Genomic DNA, 16,766 nt, shown 5'->3' with positions numbered 1-16,766 from the left:
AAAAAAGAATATGAGGAAACCATGACAAACATTATTTTTATGGGAACGCCAGATTTTTCTGCAACGGTGCTTAAAGGATTGCTGGAAAGCAAACAGTACGAGATTTTGGCAGTAGTTACACAGCCAGATCGCGCAGTAGGACGTAAAAAAGAAATCCGCATGACGCCTGTTAAAGAACTGGCTTTAGACTATGGCTTACCAATCTATCAGCCAGAGAAATTGTCTAAAAGTGCTGAATTAGATAGTTTGATGAATTTAAACGCTGATGGTATCGTCACAGCAGCTTTCGGTCAATTTTTACCAAGCAAATTGCTAGATTCGGTCAATTTTGCCGTCAATGTGCATGCGTCGTTGTTACCTAAATATCGTGGAGGGGCACCCATTCACTACGCCATTATCAATGGTGACAAAGAAGCTGGTGTGACCATCATGGAAATGGTCAAAGAGATGGATGCGGGTGATATGATTGCGCGTCGAGCGATTCCTATTGAGGAAACAGACAATGTTGGGACGATGTTTGACAAGCTAGCACTTGTAGGGCGTGATTTACTGCTTGAGAGCTTGCCTAGTTATATAGCTGGGGATTTAAAACCAGTTCCGCAAGACAAAAATCAAGTTACCTTTTCACCAAATATTTTACCAGAAGAGGAGAGAATTGACTGGACTAAGACAAATCACCAAATTTTTAACCAAATTCGAGGAATGAATCCTTGGCCAGTGGCACATACGCTTTTAAATGGAGAACGTTTTAAAATTTACGAAGCTACTCCAGTAGAGGGCTTAGGACAAGCTGGAGAAATCCTTGTTATCGGAAAAAAAGAATTGATTGTGGCAACTGGTGAAGGTGCACTTTCTCTTCAAACAGTACAGCCAGCTGGAAAGTCCAAAATGACTATCATTGATTTTCTGAATGGTCTGGGACGGCAATTATCAGTAGGTGATTTCTTTGGTCAATAAAATAAAAACAGCGCGGCAAACGGCTCTTGCAGTTTTAGAAGCAGTTTTTTCAGAAGGAGCTTATTCTAATGTCGCTCTCAATCAGGCTTTGCTAGGAGTGCCTTTAAGTTCTGCAGACAAAGGACTTGTAACAGAAATCGTATATGGTACCGTTGCACGTAAAATCACTTTAGAATGGTATTTGTCTCATGTTATTGAAGATCGAGATAAGTTGGATTCCTGGCTTTATATTCTTTTGTTGATGAGCTTGTATCAGATACAATATCTTGATAAAATTCCAGCGCATGCGGTCGTCAATGAAGCGGTAGAGCTGGCAAAGGCACGAAAAAAGGGAAGCGAAAAGTTCATCAATGCAGTACTGCGAGGATTATTACGGGACGGTGTAGCAGATATAGGCAGTATTAAACGTAAAAACAAACGCTATTCTATTCAATATTCTTTGCCAGTTTGGCTGGTTAAAGTGCTGATTGAAGAGTACGGTGAAAAACGAGCTCTAGCCATTTTTGAGAGTTTATTTCTTCGGAACAAAGCCAGTATTCGAGTGGTGGATTTAAGTCGTAAAGAAGAATTAAAACAAGTGTTGCAAGCAGAAGATTCGCTATTAGCTCCGAGTGCGTTGGTGAAAAGCCACGGTCATTTTGCAGGGCATGCCTTGTTTGAGGAAGGTGCTATTACTATTCAAGACGAGTCTAGCCAATTGGTCGCGCCAACTCTTGAATTGCGTGGCGATGAAAAAGTGTTAGACGCATGCAGTGCACCCGGTGGTAAAACCATGCACATTGCTTCTTACTTAACGACAGGGCAGGTTACGGCATTAGATCTCTATGAGCATAAGTTGGCTCTGATAAAAGAAAATGCACAGCGCTTAGGTGTGGCAGATAAAGTGATTACGAAAAAGCTAGATGCGAGAAAGGTTTTTGAAACTTTTGGGGCAGACGCCTTTGATAAAATTTTAGTAGATGCGCCGTGTTCAGGAATTGGTCTAATCCGACGGAAACCAGATATTAAATACAATAAAGAAAATGCAGATTTTGCCTCGTTGCAAAAAATTCAGCTTGAGATACTGGATAGTGTTTGTCAAAGCTTGCGAAAAGGTGGTATAATAACTTACAGTACCTGTACGATTGTTTCGCAAGAAAATTTTCAAGTTGTTGAGCAGTTTTTGGCAGCTCATCCAAATTTTGAACAGGTAAAACTAGAACATAATAGACAGGATATTCTAAAAGATGGCTGTATTTTAATTACGCCAGAATTGTATGGAAGTGACGGATTTTTCATCAGTCAATTCAAACGAATATCCTAATAGGAGGAAACTGACAGTATGGAAATTTCATTATTAACAGATGTTGGTCAGAAGCGTACAAATAATCAAGATTATGCCAATCAATTTGTTAATCGTGCCGGTATGACAATGGTTCTTTTAGCAGATGGTATGGGAGGTCACCGTGCCGGTAATATTGCTAGTGAAATGGCAGTAACAGACCTCGGTGCCGCTTGGGTGGATACTCAAATTGATTCTATTAACGGTGTCCGTGAGTGGTTCGCAGAACATCTCGAAACAGAAAATCAAAAAGTTCATCAATTTGGTCAAGATGAAGAATATAAAGGCATGGGAACGACGCTTGAAGCCTTAGTAATTATTGGCAATCAAGCAATTTATGCTCATGTAGGGGATTCTCGTATTGGTTTGGTGCGTGGGGACAGCTACAGACAGTTGACGAGCGATCATTCTTTGGTGAATGAATTACTCAAAGCAGGACAAATTACGCCTGAGGAAGCAGAACGTCACCCACAACGCAACATCATCACGCAATCAATCGGTCAAAGAGGCGAAGTGCAGCCTGATGTTGGCATGATTAGCTTAGAAGATGATGATTACATTATTTTGAATAGTGATGGTTTGTCCAATATGATTTCAGAAAGTGAAATTTATGATATTATGACAAGTGATATTGCTCTTTCAGAGAAAGCAGAAACCTTGATTCGCTTTGCAAATAATGCAGGCGGTCTGGACAATATTACAGTTGCCCTGGTTCATTATCATAAGGAGGATGCAGAATGATTCAAGTCGGCAAGATATTTGCCGGACGATATAAAATCATCAAACAAATTGGCCGAGGAGGCATGGCAGATGTCTACTTGGCGAAAGACTTGATTTTAGACGGGGAAGAAGTCGCAGTTAAGGTTCTAAGAACCAATTACCAGACGGATCCGATTGCTGTAGCGCGTTTTCAAAGAGAGGCGCGAGCCATGGCAGATTTGGATCATCCTCATATTGTCCGGATTACCGACATTGGAGAAGAAGAAGGCCAGCAATATCTAGCAATGGAGTATGTGGCTGGACTTGACTTGAAACGCTATATCAAAGAGCATGCTCCTTTGTCCAATGAAGAAGCGGTGCGAATCATGGGACAAATCCTTTTGGCGATGCGTTTGGCGCATACGCATGGGATTGTTCACCGTGATTTAAAACCTCAAAATGTCCTTTTAACTCCAGATGGCGATGCAAAAGTAACAGACTTTGGGATTGCAGTAGCTTTTGCAGAAACGAGTTTAACGCAAACCAACTCTATGTTGGGGTCTGTACATTATTTGTCACCAGAACAGGCGCGTGGCTCAAAAGCAACGGTTCAAAGTGATATTTATGCTATGGGGATTATTTTCTATGAAATGCTAACGGGACACATCCCTTATGATGGAGATAGTGCTGTTACGATTGCCCTACAACATTTCCAAAAGCCCCTACCGTCTATTATTGCTGAAAATCCAAATGTTCCACAGGCATTGGAAAATGTAGTCATCAAGGCAACGGCCAAAAAATTGACGGATCGTTATCAGTCAGTTGCAGAAATGTATGTGGATTTATCAAGCTGCTTATCTGCTGACCGTCGAAATGAGAAAAAACTAGTTTTTGATGACACTGCTAAAGCAGACACAAAGACACTGCCGAAAGTATCACAAAATACCTTGACTTCTGTGACGAAGTCAACACCTACTCCTACAAAAGAAGCAGTCAGTAGTAAGCCTACGCCTAAGCCAAAAGCAAAAAAGAAGCGCCGTTTAAGAACGCGCTATAAAGTTTTGTTATCAGCGGTGGTTTTAGTCATCGTAGCTCTGGTGGCTTTAGTCTATTTGAGTCCGTCAAATGTAAAAATACCAGATGTTACTGGAAAAACCGTTGCGCAAGCACGGTCCGCGATTGAAGCTGCAGGTTTGAAAGTTGGCAAGGAAAAAGACGAATACAGTGATTCTGTTAAAAAAGATTCAGTTATTCGCACCAATCCAGAAGCGGGAACGCAACGGCGTGAGGGCAGTACGGTGGATCTGATTGTCTCAAAAGGGACTAAAACTTTTATTATGGAAGATTATAAAGGTCAGAAAAGAGCAGATGCCATCAACAATCTGGTACAAAAATACAAGGTTTCAAAAGGCTTAATTAAAACAGAAGAAGTTGAAAGTAGTGAGTATGCGGCAGGAACAGTTGTTGCTCAAACACCAGCAGCAGGCAGCACTTATGATTTGACTTCAAAGACACGTATTACGTTAAAAGTAGCGAAGTCCGTTTCAAGTGTCACGATGCCAAGCTATATCGGCTCAACCTATGAATTTGCTTATAATAATTTGACGGAAGTGATTGGTATTCAAGGTGCGAATATTGAAAAACGTACGGTTACAACAGCTCCAGCGGGTACACAGGCAAATACGATTATCAGACAAACCCCAGAAGCTGGTCAGTCTTTGAATTTGAAGAGTGATCGCATTGTCTTATATGTATATGAGCCAAAAAACGAAGATTCTTCAACATCTGAAAGTAGTTCACAATCTGATAGCAGCTCAGATAAAACTAGCCCATCCTCTAGCAGTTCGTCAACTAGTGGTAATGATGGAAGCAGCTCAAAAACACCAGACACAAGTGCTAGTGCAAGTAATTAAAAAAGAGAGAGGATAAAATCGTAGTTTTGTTAAACCGATTTTCCCTCACTCTTTTTTTGCACTCGTTTTACATCATTGATAAGCATTGTTTTTGCTCAATCAAGTTTATCCAGTATATTGTAAATAAAAATGTTAGCTTCTAGGACTACAAACTAGAACTTGAAAATATTTTCTTCCAGTTCACTCCCTTCTTTTCATACCTTAGCCAGAGGAATTTTTGAAAGTTTTTGATACAATAGGATTAGAAAGGTATCGAGACTATGAAAAAGCTCCAATTTTTTATTTTTGTTGAATCTATTCTACTAACATTTGCATTAGTGACGATTTTATCTGGTCATTTTTCACGTGTTATTCTTTTTTTGGTGCTTTTCTTGTTGTTGCTTTATTATTATTTTGGAAAACAAAGAGGAAACTTCCTCCTAGTGACATCTACTATATTACTTTTTTTCGTTATTATGCTCAATCCCTATGTTATTGCTGCTTTGCTTTTCGCGGTTATTTATGGCATGATTGTGGCTTACCCCTATATTTATAAGGAAAATGGAGTAACAAATCTCATTTTTGATGATACAGTGAATCCAAAACGAGAAAAAAATAAATGGCTAGGAAATCTTCATCATTTTGGCCCATTAGATACCTGCCGATTTGATGACATTAATCTATTTCGGTTGGTGGGAAAAGATACGATTCACTTGGAACAGGTCATTATCACAAACCATGACAATGTGATTATTTTGCGTAAATTTTTCGGTAACACAAAAATCATTGTGCCAGTTGATGTAGCAGTTAGTCTCAAAGTGAATAATCTATATGGGGAATTACAATTCTTAGGTCAACCTGCCTATGAGTTGCGAAATGAAAGTATCAGCCTAACGACACCAGACTTCAAGCGAGCACATAAAAGCGTCAAAATTGTCCTGTCAACGTTTTTAGGAAATGTTGAGGTGGTTCGCAAATGAAAAAAGTCTACTATCTCTTGATTAGCTTTTATTCCCTACTCATTTTAGGAATCATTATTCATTATATTTTTAGCCTATTTAATTTTGATTGGCAACTGATTTTTAGTAATGTAGAGCGGCTAGAAAAATTTAGTTTCTTTGTAATTGTGCTGACTTTATCTCTGACGATGCTGATGATTTTAGGTGTTAAAGTGATTCAAATGGTCACTTTGTCTACCATTCAAACAAACCTAAAAAATGTTTTAGAAGGTCGAGAATTGCAAGAGATTCGTCAGCCTGAAATTGATTCCTCTTTTCGGCTGGTTTCAGAGAAATTAACTCATTTGACAGAAAATCTGCAAAAGTCAGAGAACCGCGCCCTGCAAAATGAGGAGACGATTATTGAGAAAGAGCGCAAGCGAATTGCGCGTGACTTACATGATACGGTCAGTCAAGAACTTTTTGCTGCTAATATGATTTTGTCAGGTGTGACAGGTCAAGTGGAGAACTTAGATACGGACACCTTATCGAAGCAATTGACAGGCGTATCAGGAATTTTAAATACGGCTCAGAGGGATTTGCGTATCTTGCTTCTACATTTGAGACCGACAGAGTTGGAAGGGAAAAGCTTGGTTGAAGGGCTGAACCTCATTTTGAAAGAGCTATCAGATAAAAGCGATATTGAGGTAAGTTTTCACCATGATGTGCAAAAATTACCGAAACAGATTGAGGAGCATATTTTTAGAATTGCTCAGGAAATTATCAGTAATACGCTTCGCCATGCCAATGCAAATCATTTAGATGTTTATCTATATCAAACACCGTACGAATTGCAGTTAAAGATGATAGATGATGGGATTGGCTTTGAGCACACTTCGTCTGATGAATTGAGTTATGGTTTGAAAAATATAGAAGAAAGAGTAAACGATATTGCAGGAACGATTCAGATTTTAACGGCTCCTAAACAAGGAGTAGCGATTGACATTCGTGTACCTTTATTGAAAGGAGTTTAGGATGCATATTTTATTAGTAGATGACCATGAAATGGTACGACTTGGCTTGAAAGGTTATTTGGATTTACAAGACGATGTGGATGTAGTGGCAGAAGCTTCAAATGGTCGCGAAGGAGTTGAAAAAGCTTTGGAGTTGCGCCCAGATGTGATTATGATGGACATTGTTATGCCTGAAATGAGTGGGATTAAAGCGACACTTGCTATTTTAAAAGAATGGCCTGAAGCTAAAATTCTCATTTTGACTTCTTATTTGGATAATGAAAAAATTTATCCGGTTTTAGACGCAGGTGCTAAAGGATATATGCTGAAAACATCTAGTGCTGATGATATTTTACGAGCTGTCCGAAAAGTAGCTAAGGGTGAACTTGCCATTGAAACAGAGGTCAGCCAAAAAGTGGAATATCATCGAAATCATATTGAATTGCACGAAGATTTGACTGCGCGTGAGCGAGATATTTTAGGACTACTGGCAAAAGGTTATGAAAATCAACGCATAGCAGATGAATTATTTATTTCTTTAAAGACAGTGAAAACACATGTGTCCAATATCTTATCAAAGCTAGAAGTGAGCGATCGTACACAAGCTGTTGTTTATGCTTTCCAACATCACCTTGTCCCACAAGATGACATTTAGTGGTATAATAGAAAGCAGAATAATTCCTATAGGGAGATTATGGACGCAAAATTAAAATATAAATCCAAGAAAATCAAAATCGTCTTTTTCGATATTGATGATACGTTGCGAGTGAAAGAGACTGGCTATATTCCGGACTCTATCAAAACGGTGTTTAAACAGCTAAAAGAAAAAGGAATTTTGACAGGAATTGCTTCAGGGAGAGGGATTTTTGGTGTAGTTCCAGAGCTGAAAGCATTGCAGCCGGATTTTTTTGTCACTTTAAATGGTTCCTATATTGAAGATAAAGCAGGAAAGGTTATTGCGCAAACCCCGATTGATCGAAATTTAGTAGAAACTTATATCGCTTGGACGAAGGAAGTTGGGATTGACTTTGGCCTCGTTGGTAGTCATGAGGCAGCGCTTTCGACGCGAACACCGCTTATTGATGAAGCCATTGATATTGTTTATCCTAATTTACCTATTCAGCCGGATTTTTATCAAGATCACAACGTTTATCAAATGTGGACATTTGAAGATATCGGAGATAGTTTGCAATTACCAAAAGACTTGGGAGAACATCTGCGCTTGGTTCGCTGGCATCCACATTCATCAGACGTGGTTCTGACAAATGGTTCAAAAGCATCTGGGGTTGCAAAAGTTGTTGAGTATCTAGGATTGAAACCGGAGAATGTCATGGCTTTTGGCGATGAACTCAATGATTTAGAATTGTTTGATTATGCAGGTATCAGCGTTGCTATGGGCATTTCCCATGAAAAGATCAAAGCAAAGGCTGACTTTGTGACAAAAACAGTAGAAGAAGACGGCATTTTTTATGCCTTAGAGGAGTTAGGAATGGTAGAAAAAGAATTGCATTTTCCGCAAGTGACGATTGAAAAAACAGAAGGTCCGAAAGCGACTATTAAAACCAACCACGGTGATTTGAAAATTCAACTATTTCCAGAGCAAGCGCCGAAGACAGTGGCTAATTTTATCGCTTTATCAAAGGATGGCTACTATGATGGCGTGATTTTCCACCGCATTATCAAGGATTTCATGATTCAAGGTGGAGATCCAACTGGTACGGGCATGGGTGGCGAATCTATTTATGGAGAAAAGTTTGAAGATGAATTTTCTCCAGAATTGTACAATATCCGTGGTGCACTTTCGATGGCTAATGCTGGTCCAAATACAAATGGCAGTCAATTTTTCATCGTGCAAAATAGCAAGATCCCTTATGCACAAAAGGAATTGGAACGAGGTGGTTGGCCAGCACCGATTGCTGAAGTCTATGCAAGTAAAGGTGGAACGCCGCATTTGGATCGCAGGCATACTGTATTTGGTCAATTGCTAGATGAAGCTTCTTATCAAGTGTTAGATAAGATTGCGGCAGTTGAAACTGGTGCAATGGATAAACCGCTTGAGGATGTCGTGATTGAAACCATTGAGATTGAGGATTAAAATGAAAATTGGTGAAAAACTAAAAGGCCGAATTACCGGTATTCAGCCTTATGGTGCTTTTGTGGAACTAGAAACGGGTGACATGGGATTGATTCATATCTCAGAAATTCGGACAGGCTATATCGAAAATATCCACGAAATTCTGCATGTTGACGATCAGGTCTTGGTGCAAGTGATGGACTATGATGAATTTTCGGGTAAGGCTAGTTTGTCAATGAGAACTCTGGAAGAAGAGAAGCATCATTTGCCTAAACGCCATCGCTTTTCAAATGACCGTTACAAGATTGGTTTTGCACCGCTCGCTAAAAATTTGCCGACTTGGACCAAGGAAGCAATGGATTTTCTGAATCAATCAAAAGAGGAAACTGCTGAATAAGCATCAAAGCAGACTTTAAATACTCAATATAAAGCCCTCAATAGAATGGTTCTATGAGGGCTTTTATGTGTTTTCGTACATTAAGGAGTGGTTGTATCATCACATATGCTCTACTTAATATACTATTACATCAAGGTATACTCATCTGGCAGCATAATAGTTTCTTTACCATTATTGTCAGTCACAAAGATTTCTCGTGGAAAAAACGGATCGAAAGAGTCATTAAAATCAAAAGTGACAACAGTCGCTAGGCTCTCTTGTGAAAATTGAAAAGTCGTTTTTCCTTTGTTGTTGATGAGTTCAAATCGAAGAAGTTCATCTAATTCAAACACACCTTTTAGAAAATTGTCAATAATATACCAAAAGCTGTCAACGATATCATCTGGTAAACTGGTTACAACGCCAAAGCTGGCATAACGTCCACGTGTATTTGTAAAAGCCATCGTTTCTTCCTTTCTGTGCTCATTCATCAAAGGATTTTCTATATGATACATAAAATAAGCTTGAATTGCAAGAAATTGTTCTTTGAAAATCAAAAAGGACCAGAGGTCCCTTGGCAACTTTAGCGATTCTTTAGCTCTACATAACGTTTGTACCAAATATTGACATAGGCTTGTGAAAAAGGTCCACGCTCATTATTAATCCAGTCTACTAAGATTTTCACATTCTCCTTGAGAATGTAATCTAAATCATTGGAATAGTTCATTTGCCGCTTGTGGCGCTCGTATTCATCTACATCCAGCAATCGCTTTTCACCATTGGTGAAGACTTTGACATCTAAATCATAATCTATGTATTTTAATGCTTCTGCATCAAGATAATAGGGGCTGGCTAGATTGCAATAGTAGGAAATCCCATTTTCGCGGATCATAGCGATAATGTTAAACCAATATTTTTTATGAAAATAGACAATAGCTGGCTCACGTGTCACCCAACGCCGCCCGTCACTTTCTGTGACCAAGGTGTGGTCGTTGACACCAATAATGGCATTTTCTGTTGTTTTTAGTACCATGGTATCGCGCCAAGTGCGGTGCAGACTTCCATTATGCTTATAACTTTGAATTGTAATAAAGTCGCCTTCTTTTGGAAGCTTCATCTTCTACCAACTTTCTACAATTAATCAGGTTATCGCTCTTATTGTAACATATTTTCATGAAAAAACATAAATAAACCTTACATTTTTTATAGATATTCTCTGAGAGCGCTAGCAATATCAGAAAAATCGTAGCCTTTGCGTGCGAGTGCTTGGGTGAGCCGTTGTTTTAAATCATAGCCATCGTATTTTTTAGAATACTTGCGGTATTGTTTGTCTAATTCTTTGTAAAGCAATTCTTGCTGGTTTCCATCATCATCTTCTATCGTGAGGTTTTGGTATGCCACTTTTGATTCTTCATAGGAAAAACCTTTATTGATGAGCTGTTGTAAGATTTTATCGTGAAGTGCTTTTGTCGGGAGCTTCCCTTGATATTTTTTGAGTAATTTTTGAGCAACTGTTTCTGCTAGATTTGTAAAATCATGTTGATGTAATTCATCATCAATGATAGAAGCAGCAATTCCTTTTTGCATTAACTTTTGCTTGAGCGCATAAGCACCTTTGTCTCCAGACAAGAGGTTAGCATTGATAACAGCATGAGCATATTTGGCATCATCTAGCCAGTTGTCTTTTTTTAAGTTGTCAATAACGTGAACAATCGTTTCCTCTTCCATGTCGTGCTTACGCAAATAATCATTGACTTCCTTTACAGTACGCTGCTTGAAAGAAAGATGATACAATGCCAGATTTTTTCCATAAGAAAATTGAGCATATTCTTGGATTTTTTTCAGCTCTTGCTCAGTAATGTTCATGCCTTTTGACAACATAAAATGAACAATGGTATCTTCGGTGATATACAGTTTTTCTGTCTCATCCAGCTCTAAGAGATAAAGCCGCTTTTTCTTTTCGATTTTTGTAATTTTCATGATTCTATTATACCTCAAAATATGGTAAGATAGGTTTATGAATCTGAAAGTAAAACAAAAAATCCCCTTGAAAATCAAAAAAATGGGAATCAACGGGGAAGGGATTGGATTTTATAAAAAGACATTGGTCTTTGTGCCAGGTGCTTTAAAAGGTGAGGATATTTTTTGTCAAATCACGACGGTTAAGCGTAATTTTGTCGAAGCAAAACTGTTGACGATTAACAAACGCACCAAGTATCGAGTAGAGCCTCCTTGTGAGATTTATGAAAAATGCGGGGGCTGCCAGATTATGCACTTGCATTATGACAAACAGTTAGAATTTAAGACAGATCTGCTGCGGCAGGCTTTGAAAAAATTTGCACCTCAAGGTTATGAAAACTATGAGATTCGTCCAACGATTGGCATGCAAGAACCACTTTACTATCGGGCTAAGCTTCAATTTCAGACACGGAAATTAGGAGATGAAGTCAAAGCAGGGCTTTATGCGCAGAATTCCCATTATCTGATTTCTTTGAAAAACTGTTTGGTTCAGGATAAGGTAACGCAGAAAATCATCAATAAAGTGGCTCTCCTTTTGGGGAAGTACAATCTTCCTATCTACGATGAGCGTAAGAGAGCAGGCGTTCGGACGGTTATGATTCGCAGGGCTCGGAAAACGGGACAGGTGCAGATGATCTTTGTCACGGGAAAGAAGTTGGACTTCTCTCCAGTCATTCGAGATTTAACAGCAGAATTTCCAGAATTAGAAGCAGTGGCGGTCAATTACCATACGACAAAATCAAGTGAAATTTATGGAGATAAGACGGAAATTATCTGGGGAAAAGAGACAATTCAAGAAGGTGTTTTGGATTACGAGTTTTCCTTATCGCCTAGGGCTTTTTACCAGCTCAATCCAGAGCAGACAGAAGTGCTTTACAGTGAAGCAGTCAAGGCGCTTGATGTGACATCTGAAGAGCATTTGATTGATGCTTATTGCGGCGTGGGAACGATTGGCTTTGCCTTTGCTAAAAGAGTCAAGTCTCTGCGAGGTATGGACATTATTCCGGAAGCTATTGAAGATGCTAAGCGAAATGCTGCTCGCTTAGGCTTTAACAATACTCATTATGAGACTGGGACTGCTGAAAGCATTATTCCTCGTTGGTATAAGGAAGGCTATCGGGCGGATGCTTTGATTGTCGATCCACCACGAACTGGCTTGGATAAAAAGCTGCTTGAGACGATTGTCCGTTATGCACCGAAGAAAATGGTTTATGTCTCCTGTAATGTCTCTACTCTAGCTAGAGATTTGGTGCAATTGAGCAAGGTCTACGATGTTCATTATATTCAATCTGTGGATATGTTTCCACACACAGCCAGGACCGAGGCTGTAGTGAAGTTGATGAGGAAAGAGGATTAGAATGGATATTTGGGAAAAAATGTATGAAGAAGCCAAGAAGCTCTATGATCCGCATGAGGTATCGCCCTTTGTGTACGCTAATCATGTTGTAGCAGCTATTGAAGCAGAGGATGGAAAGATTTATACCGGCTTTTGCTTTGAAGGAACCTATGGTGTTTTTCATCTCTGCGCTGAAAGGGTAGCAGCCTTTAATATGTATCAGTGTTCTGGACAAACAAAAATGAAACGAGTATTGGCTTTTCGTGATAAACCACCTTATGGAGGAGGTTCTGGTATGCCTTGTGGGGCGTGTAGAGAATTTTTAATGGAGTTGAATCCTGAGAATCGTCATCTAGAGTTTATGTTGGATTTTGAAAAACGCGAAACGATTACTTTGGGATAACTCATGCCTTACTGGTGGGGACAAGAACGTACTGAAAATGACGGGAAATGATATGAAATACTTTTACTGTATGTTAGAATAATATACAAGGCACTTCCTAACAACGAAAGTTCAAAGAATCAGGATGTAAAAATTGCAAAGAAGGTATCCTGTAGCAATGCTATTGATATTTTATAGTATTTGGTAAATGGACTTGTTCATGAGTGAGTCTAGTTTGAGGCAGATGAGACAAATAGGCGACAGAAGTTGAGCAACTAAAATGAAACGCAAATATTTTTAACTACTTCAGCAATAGAAAAACTTGTAGAGATCATTTTCTACAAGTTTTTTCGATTTTACAAGGAAATCTCTGTGTTTTCCAATGCTTTTTGTGCATCTGAGACGATTGTTTCAATGATTTCTTTGCATGGTCGGATTTCTTTTATCATACCAGCAATTTGACCGCACATCATGGAGCCGTTTTTGGTGTCTCCGTCATATACAGCTTTTGAGAGAGCTCCAATAGTAATCTCTTCCAATTCCTCACGGCTGGTACCTTTATTTTCAAGTTCTATATAATGATCTGTCATTTCGTTTCGGATACAACGAACGGGTGCACCCGCCCTCCTTCCTGTGACAGCTGTATCTGTATCATTTGCCTTGAGAACGGCTTCTTTATAACTTTCAGCGATTGGGCATTCTTTTGACGCGAGAAACACCGTACCGAGCTGAGCTCCTTGTGCGCCTAAAACGAAAGCAGCAGCAAGTCCACGACCGTCTGCAATACCTCCTGCACCAATCACGGGAATATCAACCGCATCAGCGATTTGTGGCAGCAAAGCCATGGTATTGGTGCTACCGATATGACCACCCGCTTCAGCTCCTTCAGCGATAACAGCGTCAACACCTAATTCCTGCATTTTTTTAGCATGTTTCACGCTGGCAATGACCGGAATAACCTTGATACCTGCTTCTTTGAGAGCAGGCAGAATAAATTTAGGGGTGCCAGCACCAGTTGTCACAACAGGAACTTTTTCTTCGGTGATAACATTCACAAGCTCTTCGATGTTTTTCAGCATCAGCATCACATTAACAGCGAATGGTTTGTCTGTGAGTTTACGCAATTCACGAATTTCTTCGCGCAATTGGTCGCTAGTCATACCACCTGAAGCAATAATCCCCAAGCCACCCGCTTCTGAAACAGCAGCAGCCAACTGATAGTGAGAAATTTGCGCCATAGCACCTTGAAAAATTGGATATTTGATGTTTAGTAAAGTTGTAATAGACATACTATCTCCTTCATCCTGTTTTTGAAATTATTATATCACGATTATAAAAACGTTTTCAAATCTGCGATTTAATAATCTTTCTTTTATTTGTGAAATATTTTGCTTTGAAAAGAGAATTTATCAATTATTTTGCTTGTGAAAAACACAGAATCATTTTATTATAACAATTACTTATACTATATTAAAAATAGTTATAGATGCTTGATTCAGAAAAATGGAATGAATCAAAGATAAAGAGCGTTTTGGTTTTGCTTAGAAAGCAACTGCTTTTTGTGTTATAATAATAGAAAAATGTTCATGAGGTGAAGTATGGACAATATCATTGATGTATCCATTCCTGTGGCAGAAGTAGTTGACAAGCACCCAGAAGTGTTGGAGATTTTGGTGGAGCTTGGTTTTAAGCCACTTGCCAATCCGATCATGCGCAATACGGTTGGTCGCAAGGTGTCGTTAAAGCAAGGTTCTAAGTTAGAGGGAACCCCTATGGATAAAATTGTCATGACATTGGAAGCAAATGGCTATGAAGTGGTGGGGCTAGACTAATGGCAGATGAACGAATTGAAATTTTGAAATCCATTTTGCTGGATTTGCATCATGGTGCAACAGCAGAGGAGGTTCAAGAGCAGTTTAACAAACATTTTACAGGTGTTTCGGCTATTGAGATCAGTCTTATGGAGCACGAACTGATGAACTCGGATACGGGTGTAACTTTTGAGGATGTTATGTCGCTTTGCAATGTTCATGCGAATCTTTTTAAGGGAGCAGTGAAAAATGTAGAAGTGGCTGACACAGATCACCCAGGACATCCAGTTCAAATTTTTAAGCAGGAAAATCTGGCTCTGAGAGCGGCTCTGTTGCGGATCCGGCGCCTCCTTGATACCTATGCTCAAACAGATGATGCAGAAATGAAGACAGAGTTGGAAAAGGGGTTGATGCGCCAGCTGGGCTTGGTCGGTCAATTTGACATTCATTATCAGCGCAAGGAAGAGCTGATGTTTCCGATTATGGAGAGATATGGTCACGATTCACCACCCAAGGTTATGTGGGGTGTGGACGACCAGATTCGAGAGCTTTTTCAAGAAGCAAAGACTGCTGCTGAAGATTTGTCCAATCTAGGTATCGAGCAAGTTCGAGCAACATTTGAAAATTTTGCAGCTGAGTTTGAAGCGATGATTTTCAAGGAAGAGTCCATCTTGCTTATGATTTTGCTGGAATCTTTCACACAGGACGATTGGTTGAAAATTGCAGAAGAAAGTGGTGCCTACGGTTATGCGATTATCAAGCCGACTGAGAAATGGGTACCAGATTGTCAATCATTCACGGAGGCAGAAAAAGAGGCTGCTGAGAAGACTGGAAGCGAAGCGGCAGCTAGTGATGAGTTGGTGTCAGACGGTACTATTCAGCAAGTCATTGAGACGCCTGATGGGCAGGTCACCATTTCCTTTAAACCAAAAAAGAAAAAGGCAGAAAACAATTTTGATCGGCAGAACCAACAGCCGTTTGGACATGGCTATTTGTCAGTGGAAGAGGCAAATCTAATCTTGAATCATCTGCCGATGGAGATTACCTTTGTCAATAAGGAAGATATTTTCCAGTACTACAATGACAGCGTACCAGCCGACGAGATGATTTTCAAGCGGACGCCGAGTCAAGTGGGGCGCAATGTCGAGCTGTGCCACCCGCCTAAGTTTTTGGAGAAAGTTCGCTTTATTTTTAAGGAATTGAGTGAAGGCAAGCGAGACAAGTTTGTTATGTGGTTCAAGTCTGAGTCGCGGGATAAATTTGTTCATGTGACATATGCGGCAGTGCGAGATGAAGCAGGAGAATTTCAAGGTGTGCTGGAATATGTCCAAGATATTCAGCCTTTCCGTGATATTGAAGAAGATTTCTACAGAGGAGTAGATTAGAAGGTATATGATGACGTACGAACAAGAATTTTTAAAGGATTTTGAAGCTTGGGTCAAAACTCAGGTGGCAATCAACGAAATGGCTCTTCAAGAGAGTCAGAAAGTCTATGAAGAAGACCAAGATGAACGCGCTAAAGAAGCTGCGATTCGTTACGAGAGCCGTCTGGATGCTTATCAGTTTTTATTGGGGAAATTTGCCAACTATCAAGAGGGCAAGGGATTTCATGACCTACCAGACGGACTTTTTGGGCAGAGAAATTATTGATTTTCTCTAGAAAACATGTTAAACTAAATGCATTAGAGGTGTTTTGAATCCCATTTGTCACAGAAAGCGGCACTGCTGAGAAATCCGCACAAATGTCAAAACTGGTTGCTAAGGCTAAAATTGAAATAATGGTGTCTTTTTGTTTACTTTTAGGACTAGGCAGCGAGTTGCGGATTGTACTGGCGTATGCCTAAGCGGGCTAACGACGTAATAAAAGATAAACAAGAAAGCTAGAGTTGCGGGCGTCTGCCCGAAATTGGGTGGTACCGCGGAGTGATTCGTCCCTGTCATGTGTGGC

18 protein-coding genes are annotated in these 16,766 nt (G+C 39.7%); 14 read left to right on the top strand and 4 right to left on the bottom strand.

Annotation, left to right across the window (positions count from 1 at the left end):
* Positions 1-21: 21 nt before the first annotated feature.
* The 9 genes from fmt to ANG_RS08850 all read left to right on the top strand — a co-directional run bounded on the left by fmt (position 22) and on the right by ANG_RS08850 (position 9,291).
* Complete coding sequence (gene fmt / locus ANG_RS08890) at positions 22-957, top strand: methionyl-tRNA formyltransferase (RefSeq protein ID WP_025271941.1); 936 nt, start codon at positions 22-24, stop codon at positions 955-957.
* On the top strand, positions 947-2,260 hold the full coding sequence (gene rsmB / locus ANG_RS08885; protein WP_003036325.1) for a 16S rRNA (cytosine(967)-C(5))-methyltransferase RsmB: 1,314 nt from the start codon (positions 947-949) through the stop codon (positions 2,258-2,260). The genes fmt and rsmB overlap by 11 nt, the downstream gene beginning before the upstream one ends.
* Before the next feature lie 18 nt (positions 2,261-2,278).
* A complete protein-coding gene (locus ANG_RS08880) occupies positions 2,279-3,019 on the top strand; it encodes a Stp1/IreP family PP2C-type Ser/Thr phosphatase (RefSeq protein WP_003036337.1) in 741 nt (246 codons plus the stop codon).
* The gene (pknB, locus tag ANG_RS08875) at positions 3,016-4,890 is read left to right on the top strand and encodes a Stk1 family PASTA domain-containing Ser/Thr kinase (protein ID WP_003036358.1); all 1,875 of its coding nucleotides are present in this window, start codon (positions 3,016-3,018) and stop codon (positions 4,888-4,890) included. Before ANG_RS08880 ends, pknB begins: the two co-directional genes overlap by 4 nt.
* Before the next feature lie 260 nt (positions 4,891-5,150).
* On the top strand, positions 5,151-5,849 hold the full coding sequence (gene liaF, locus ANG_RS08870) for a cell wall-active antibiotics response protein LiaF (RefSeq protein WP_003036398.1): 699 nt from the start codon (positions 5,151-5,153) through the stop codon (positions 5,847-5,849).
* Positions 5,846-6,841 carry an envelope stress sensor histidine kinase LiaS gene (locus ANG_RS08865; protein WP_003036415.1) on the top strand — a complete coding sequence of 332 codons (996 nt, stop codon included), beginning with the start codon at positions 5,846-5,848 and terminating at the stop codon, positions 6,839-6,841. Before liaF ends, ANG_RS08865 begins: the two co-directional genes overlap by 4 nt.
* Before the next feature lies 1 nt (position 6,842).
* The gene (locus ANG_RS08860; RefSeq protein ID WP_003036430.1) at positions 6,843-7,475 is read left to right on the top strand and encodes a response regulator transcription factor; all 633 of its coding nucleotides are present in this window, start codon (positions 6,843-6,845) and stop codon (positions 7,473-7,475) included.
* 39 nt (positions 7,476-7,514) lie between these two features.
* Complete coding sequence (locus ANG_RS08855) at positions 7,515-8,915, top strand: bifunctional Cof-type HAD-IIB family hydrolase/peptidylprolyl isomerase (RefSeq protein ID WP_003036370.1); 1,401 nt, start codon at positions 7,515-7,517, stop codon at positions 8,913-8,915.
* Position 8,916: 1 nt separating this feature from the next.
* Positions 8,917-9,291, top strand: coding sequence for a S1 RNA-binding domain-containing protein (locus ANG_RS08850; RefSeq protein WP_020999484.1), 375 nt, complete (start codon positions 8,917-8,919; stop codon positions 9,289-9,291).
* A gap of 125 nt (positions 9,292-9,416) precedes the next feature.
* Here ANG_RS08850 and ANG_RS08845 read toward each other — a convergent pair whose 3' ends face one another.
* The 3 genes from ANG_RS08845 to recX form a co-directional block, all read right to left on the bottom strand.
* Positions 9,417-9,734, bottom strand: a complete 318-nt coding sequence (locus ANG_RS08845; protein WP_003036352.1) for a DUF960 domain-containing protein — start codon at positions 9,732-9,734, stop codon at positions 9,417-9,419.
* 119 nt (positions 9,735-9,853) lie between these two features.
* Positions 9,854-10,387 carry a nucleoside tri-diphosphate phosphatase gene (gene ntdP, locus ANG_RS08840; RefSeq protein ID WP_003031472.1) on the bottom strand — a complete coding sequence of 178 codons (534 nt, stop codon included), beginning with the start codon at positions 10,385-10,387 and terminating at the stop codon, positions 9,854-9,856.
* 86 nt (positions 10,388-10,473) lie between these two features.
* Positions 10,474-11,250, bottom strand: a complete 777-nt coding sequence (gene recX / locus ANG_RS08835; protein ID WP_003036445.1) for a recombination regulator RecX — start codon at positions 11,248-11,250, stop codon at positions 10,474-10,476.
* A gap of 37 nt (positions 11,251-11,287) precedes the next feature.
* Between recX and rlmD the strand changes: the two genes are divergently transcribed.
* Both rlmD and ANG_RS08825 read left to right on the top strand, forming a co-directional pair.
* Positions 11,288-12,646 (top strand): 23S rRNA (uracil(1939)-C(5))-methyltransferase RlmD, encoded by a 1,359-nt coding sequence (rlmD, locus tag ANG_RS08830; protein WP_025271940.1) that lies wholly within the window; start codon positions 11,288-11,290, stop codon positions 12,644-12,646.
* Position 12,647: 1 nt separating this feature from the next.
* A complete protein-coding gene (locus tag ANG_RS08825; RefSeq protein WP_003036480.1) occupies positions 12,648-13,028 on the top strand; it encodes a cytidine deaminase family protein in 381 nt (126 codons plus the stop codon).
* 335 nt (positions 13,029-13,363) lie between these two features.
* On the opposite strand, the gene ANG_RS08820 is transcribed toward ANG_RS08825, so the two are convergent.
* Positions 13,364-14,296 carry a nitronate monooxygenase gene (locus ANG_RS08820; protein ID WP_003036435.1) on the bottom strand — a complete coding sequence of 311 codons (933 nt, stop codon included), beginning with the start codon at positions 14,294-14,296 and terminating at the stop codon, positions 13,364-13,366.
* A gap of 309 nt (positions 14,297-14,605) precedes the next feature.
* On the opposite strand from ANG_RS08820, the gene ANG_RS08815 reads away from it, so the two are divergent.
* The 3 genes from ANG_RS08815 to ANG_RS08805 are packed head-to-tail and all read left to right on the top strand — an operon-like array spanning position 14,606 to position 16,468.
* Complete coding sequence (locus tag ANG_RS08815) at positions 14,606-14,839, top strand: DUF1858 domain-containing protein (RefSeq protein WP_003025778.1); 234 nt, start codon at positions 14,606-14,608, stop codon at positions 14,837-14,839.
* Positions 14,839-16,203 (top strand): DUF438 domain-containing protein, encoded by a 1,365-nt coding sequence (locus tag ANG_RS08810; RefSeq protein WP_003036471.1) that lies wholly within the window; start codon positions 14,839-14,841, stop codon positions 16,201-16,203. Before ANG_RS08815 ends, ANG_RS08810 begins: the two co-directional genes overlap by 1 nt.
* A 10-nt stretch (positions 16,204-16,213) precedes the next feature.
* Entirely contained in the window at positions 16,214-16,468 is a 255-nt protein-coding gene (locus ANG_RS08805) for a DUF1912 family protein (RefSeq protein ID WP_003036340.1), read from the top strand.
* Positions 16,469-16,766: the final 298 nt, after the last annotated feature.

The sequence above is a fragment of the Streptococcus anginosus subsp. whileyi MAS624 genome, from assembly GCF_000478925.1.
Taxonomy (GTDB): Bacteria; Bacillota; Bacilli; order Lactobacillales; family Streptococcaceae; genus Streptococcus; species Streptococcus whileyi.
This window is presented reverse-complemented; position numbering and strand designations above follow the sequence as displayed.

Excerpts from the sequence above, each read along its gene's own strand:
- fmt (WP_025271941.1), top strand. The coding sequence starts at position 22 with ATGACAAACATTATTTTTATGGGAACGCCAGATTTTTCTGCAACGGTG.
- ANG_RS08880 (WP_003036337.1), top strand. The coding sequence starts at position 2,279 with ATGGAAATTTCATTATTAACAGATGTTGGTCAGAAGCGTACAAATAAT.
- pknB (WP_003036358.1), top strand. The coding sequence starts at position 3,016 with ATGATTCAAGTCGGCAAGATATTTGCCGGACGATATAAAATCATCAAA.
- liaF (WP_003036398.1), top strand. The coding sequence starts at position 5,151 with ATGAAAAAGCTCCAATTTTTTATTTTTGTTGAATCTATTCTACTAACA.
- ANG_RS08865 (WP_003036415.1), top strand. The coding sequence starts at position 5,846 with ATGAAAAAAGTCTACTATCTCTTGATTAGCTTTTATTCCCTACTCATT.
- ANG_RS08860 (WP_003036430.1), top strand. The coding sequence starts at position 6,843 with ATGCATATTTTATTAGTAGATGACCATGAAATGGTACGACTTGGCTTG.
- ANG_RS08855 (WP_003036370.1), top strand. The coding sequence starts at position 7,515 with ATGGACGCAAAATTAAAATATAAATCCAAGAAAATCAAAATCGTCTTT.
- ANG_RS08850 (WP_020999484.1), top strand. The coding sequence starts at position 8,917 with ATGAAAATTGGTGAAAAACTAAAAGGCCGAATTACCGGTATTCAGCCT.
- ANG_RS08845 (WP_003036352.1), bottom strand. The coding sequence starts at position 9,734 with ATGGCTTTTACAAATACACGTGGACGTTATGCCAGCTTTGGCGTTGTA.
- ntdP (WP_003031472.1), bottom strand. The coding sequence starts at position 10,387 with ATGAAGCTTCCAAAAGAAGGCGACTTTATTACAATTCAAAGTTATAAG.
- recX (WP_003036445.1), bottom strand. The coding sequence starts at position 11,250 with ATGAAAATTACAAAAATCGAAAAGAAAAAGCGGCTTTATCTCTTAGAG.
- rlmD (WP_025271940.1), top strand. The coding sequence starts at position 11,288 with ATGAATCTGAAAGTAAAACAAAAAATCCCCTTGAAAATCAAAAAAATG.
- ANG_RS08825 (WP_003036480.1), top strand. The coding sequence starts at position 12,648 with ATGGATATTTGGGAAAAAATGTATGAAGAAGCCAAGAAGCTCTATGAT.
- ANG_RS08820 (WP_003036435.1), bottom strand. The coding sequence starts at position 14,296 with ATGTCTATTACAACTTTACTAAACATCAAATATCCAATTTTTCAAGGT.
- ANG_RS08815 (WP_003025778.1), top strand. The coding sequence starts at position 14,606 with ATGGACAATATCATTGATGTATCCATTCCTGTGGCAGAAGTAGTTGAC.
- ANG_RS08810 (WP_003036471.1), top strand. The coding sequence starts at position 14,839 with ATGGCAGATGAACGAATTGAAATTTTGAAATCCATTTTGCTGGATTTG.
- ANG_RS08805 (WP_003036340.1), top strand. The coding sequence starts at position 16,214 with ATGACGTACGAACAAGAATTTTTAAAGGATTTTGAAGCTTGGGTCAAA.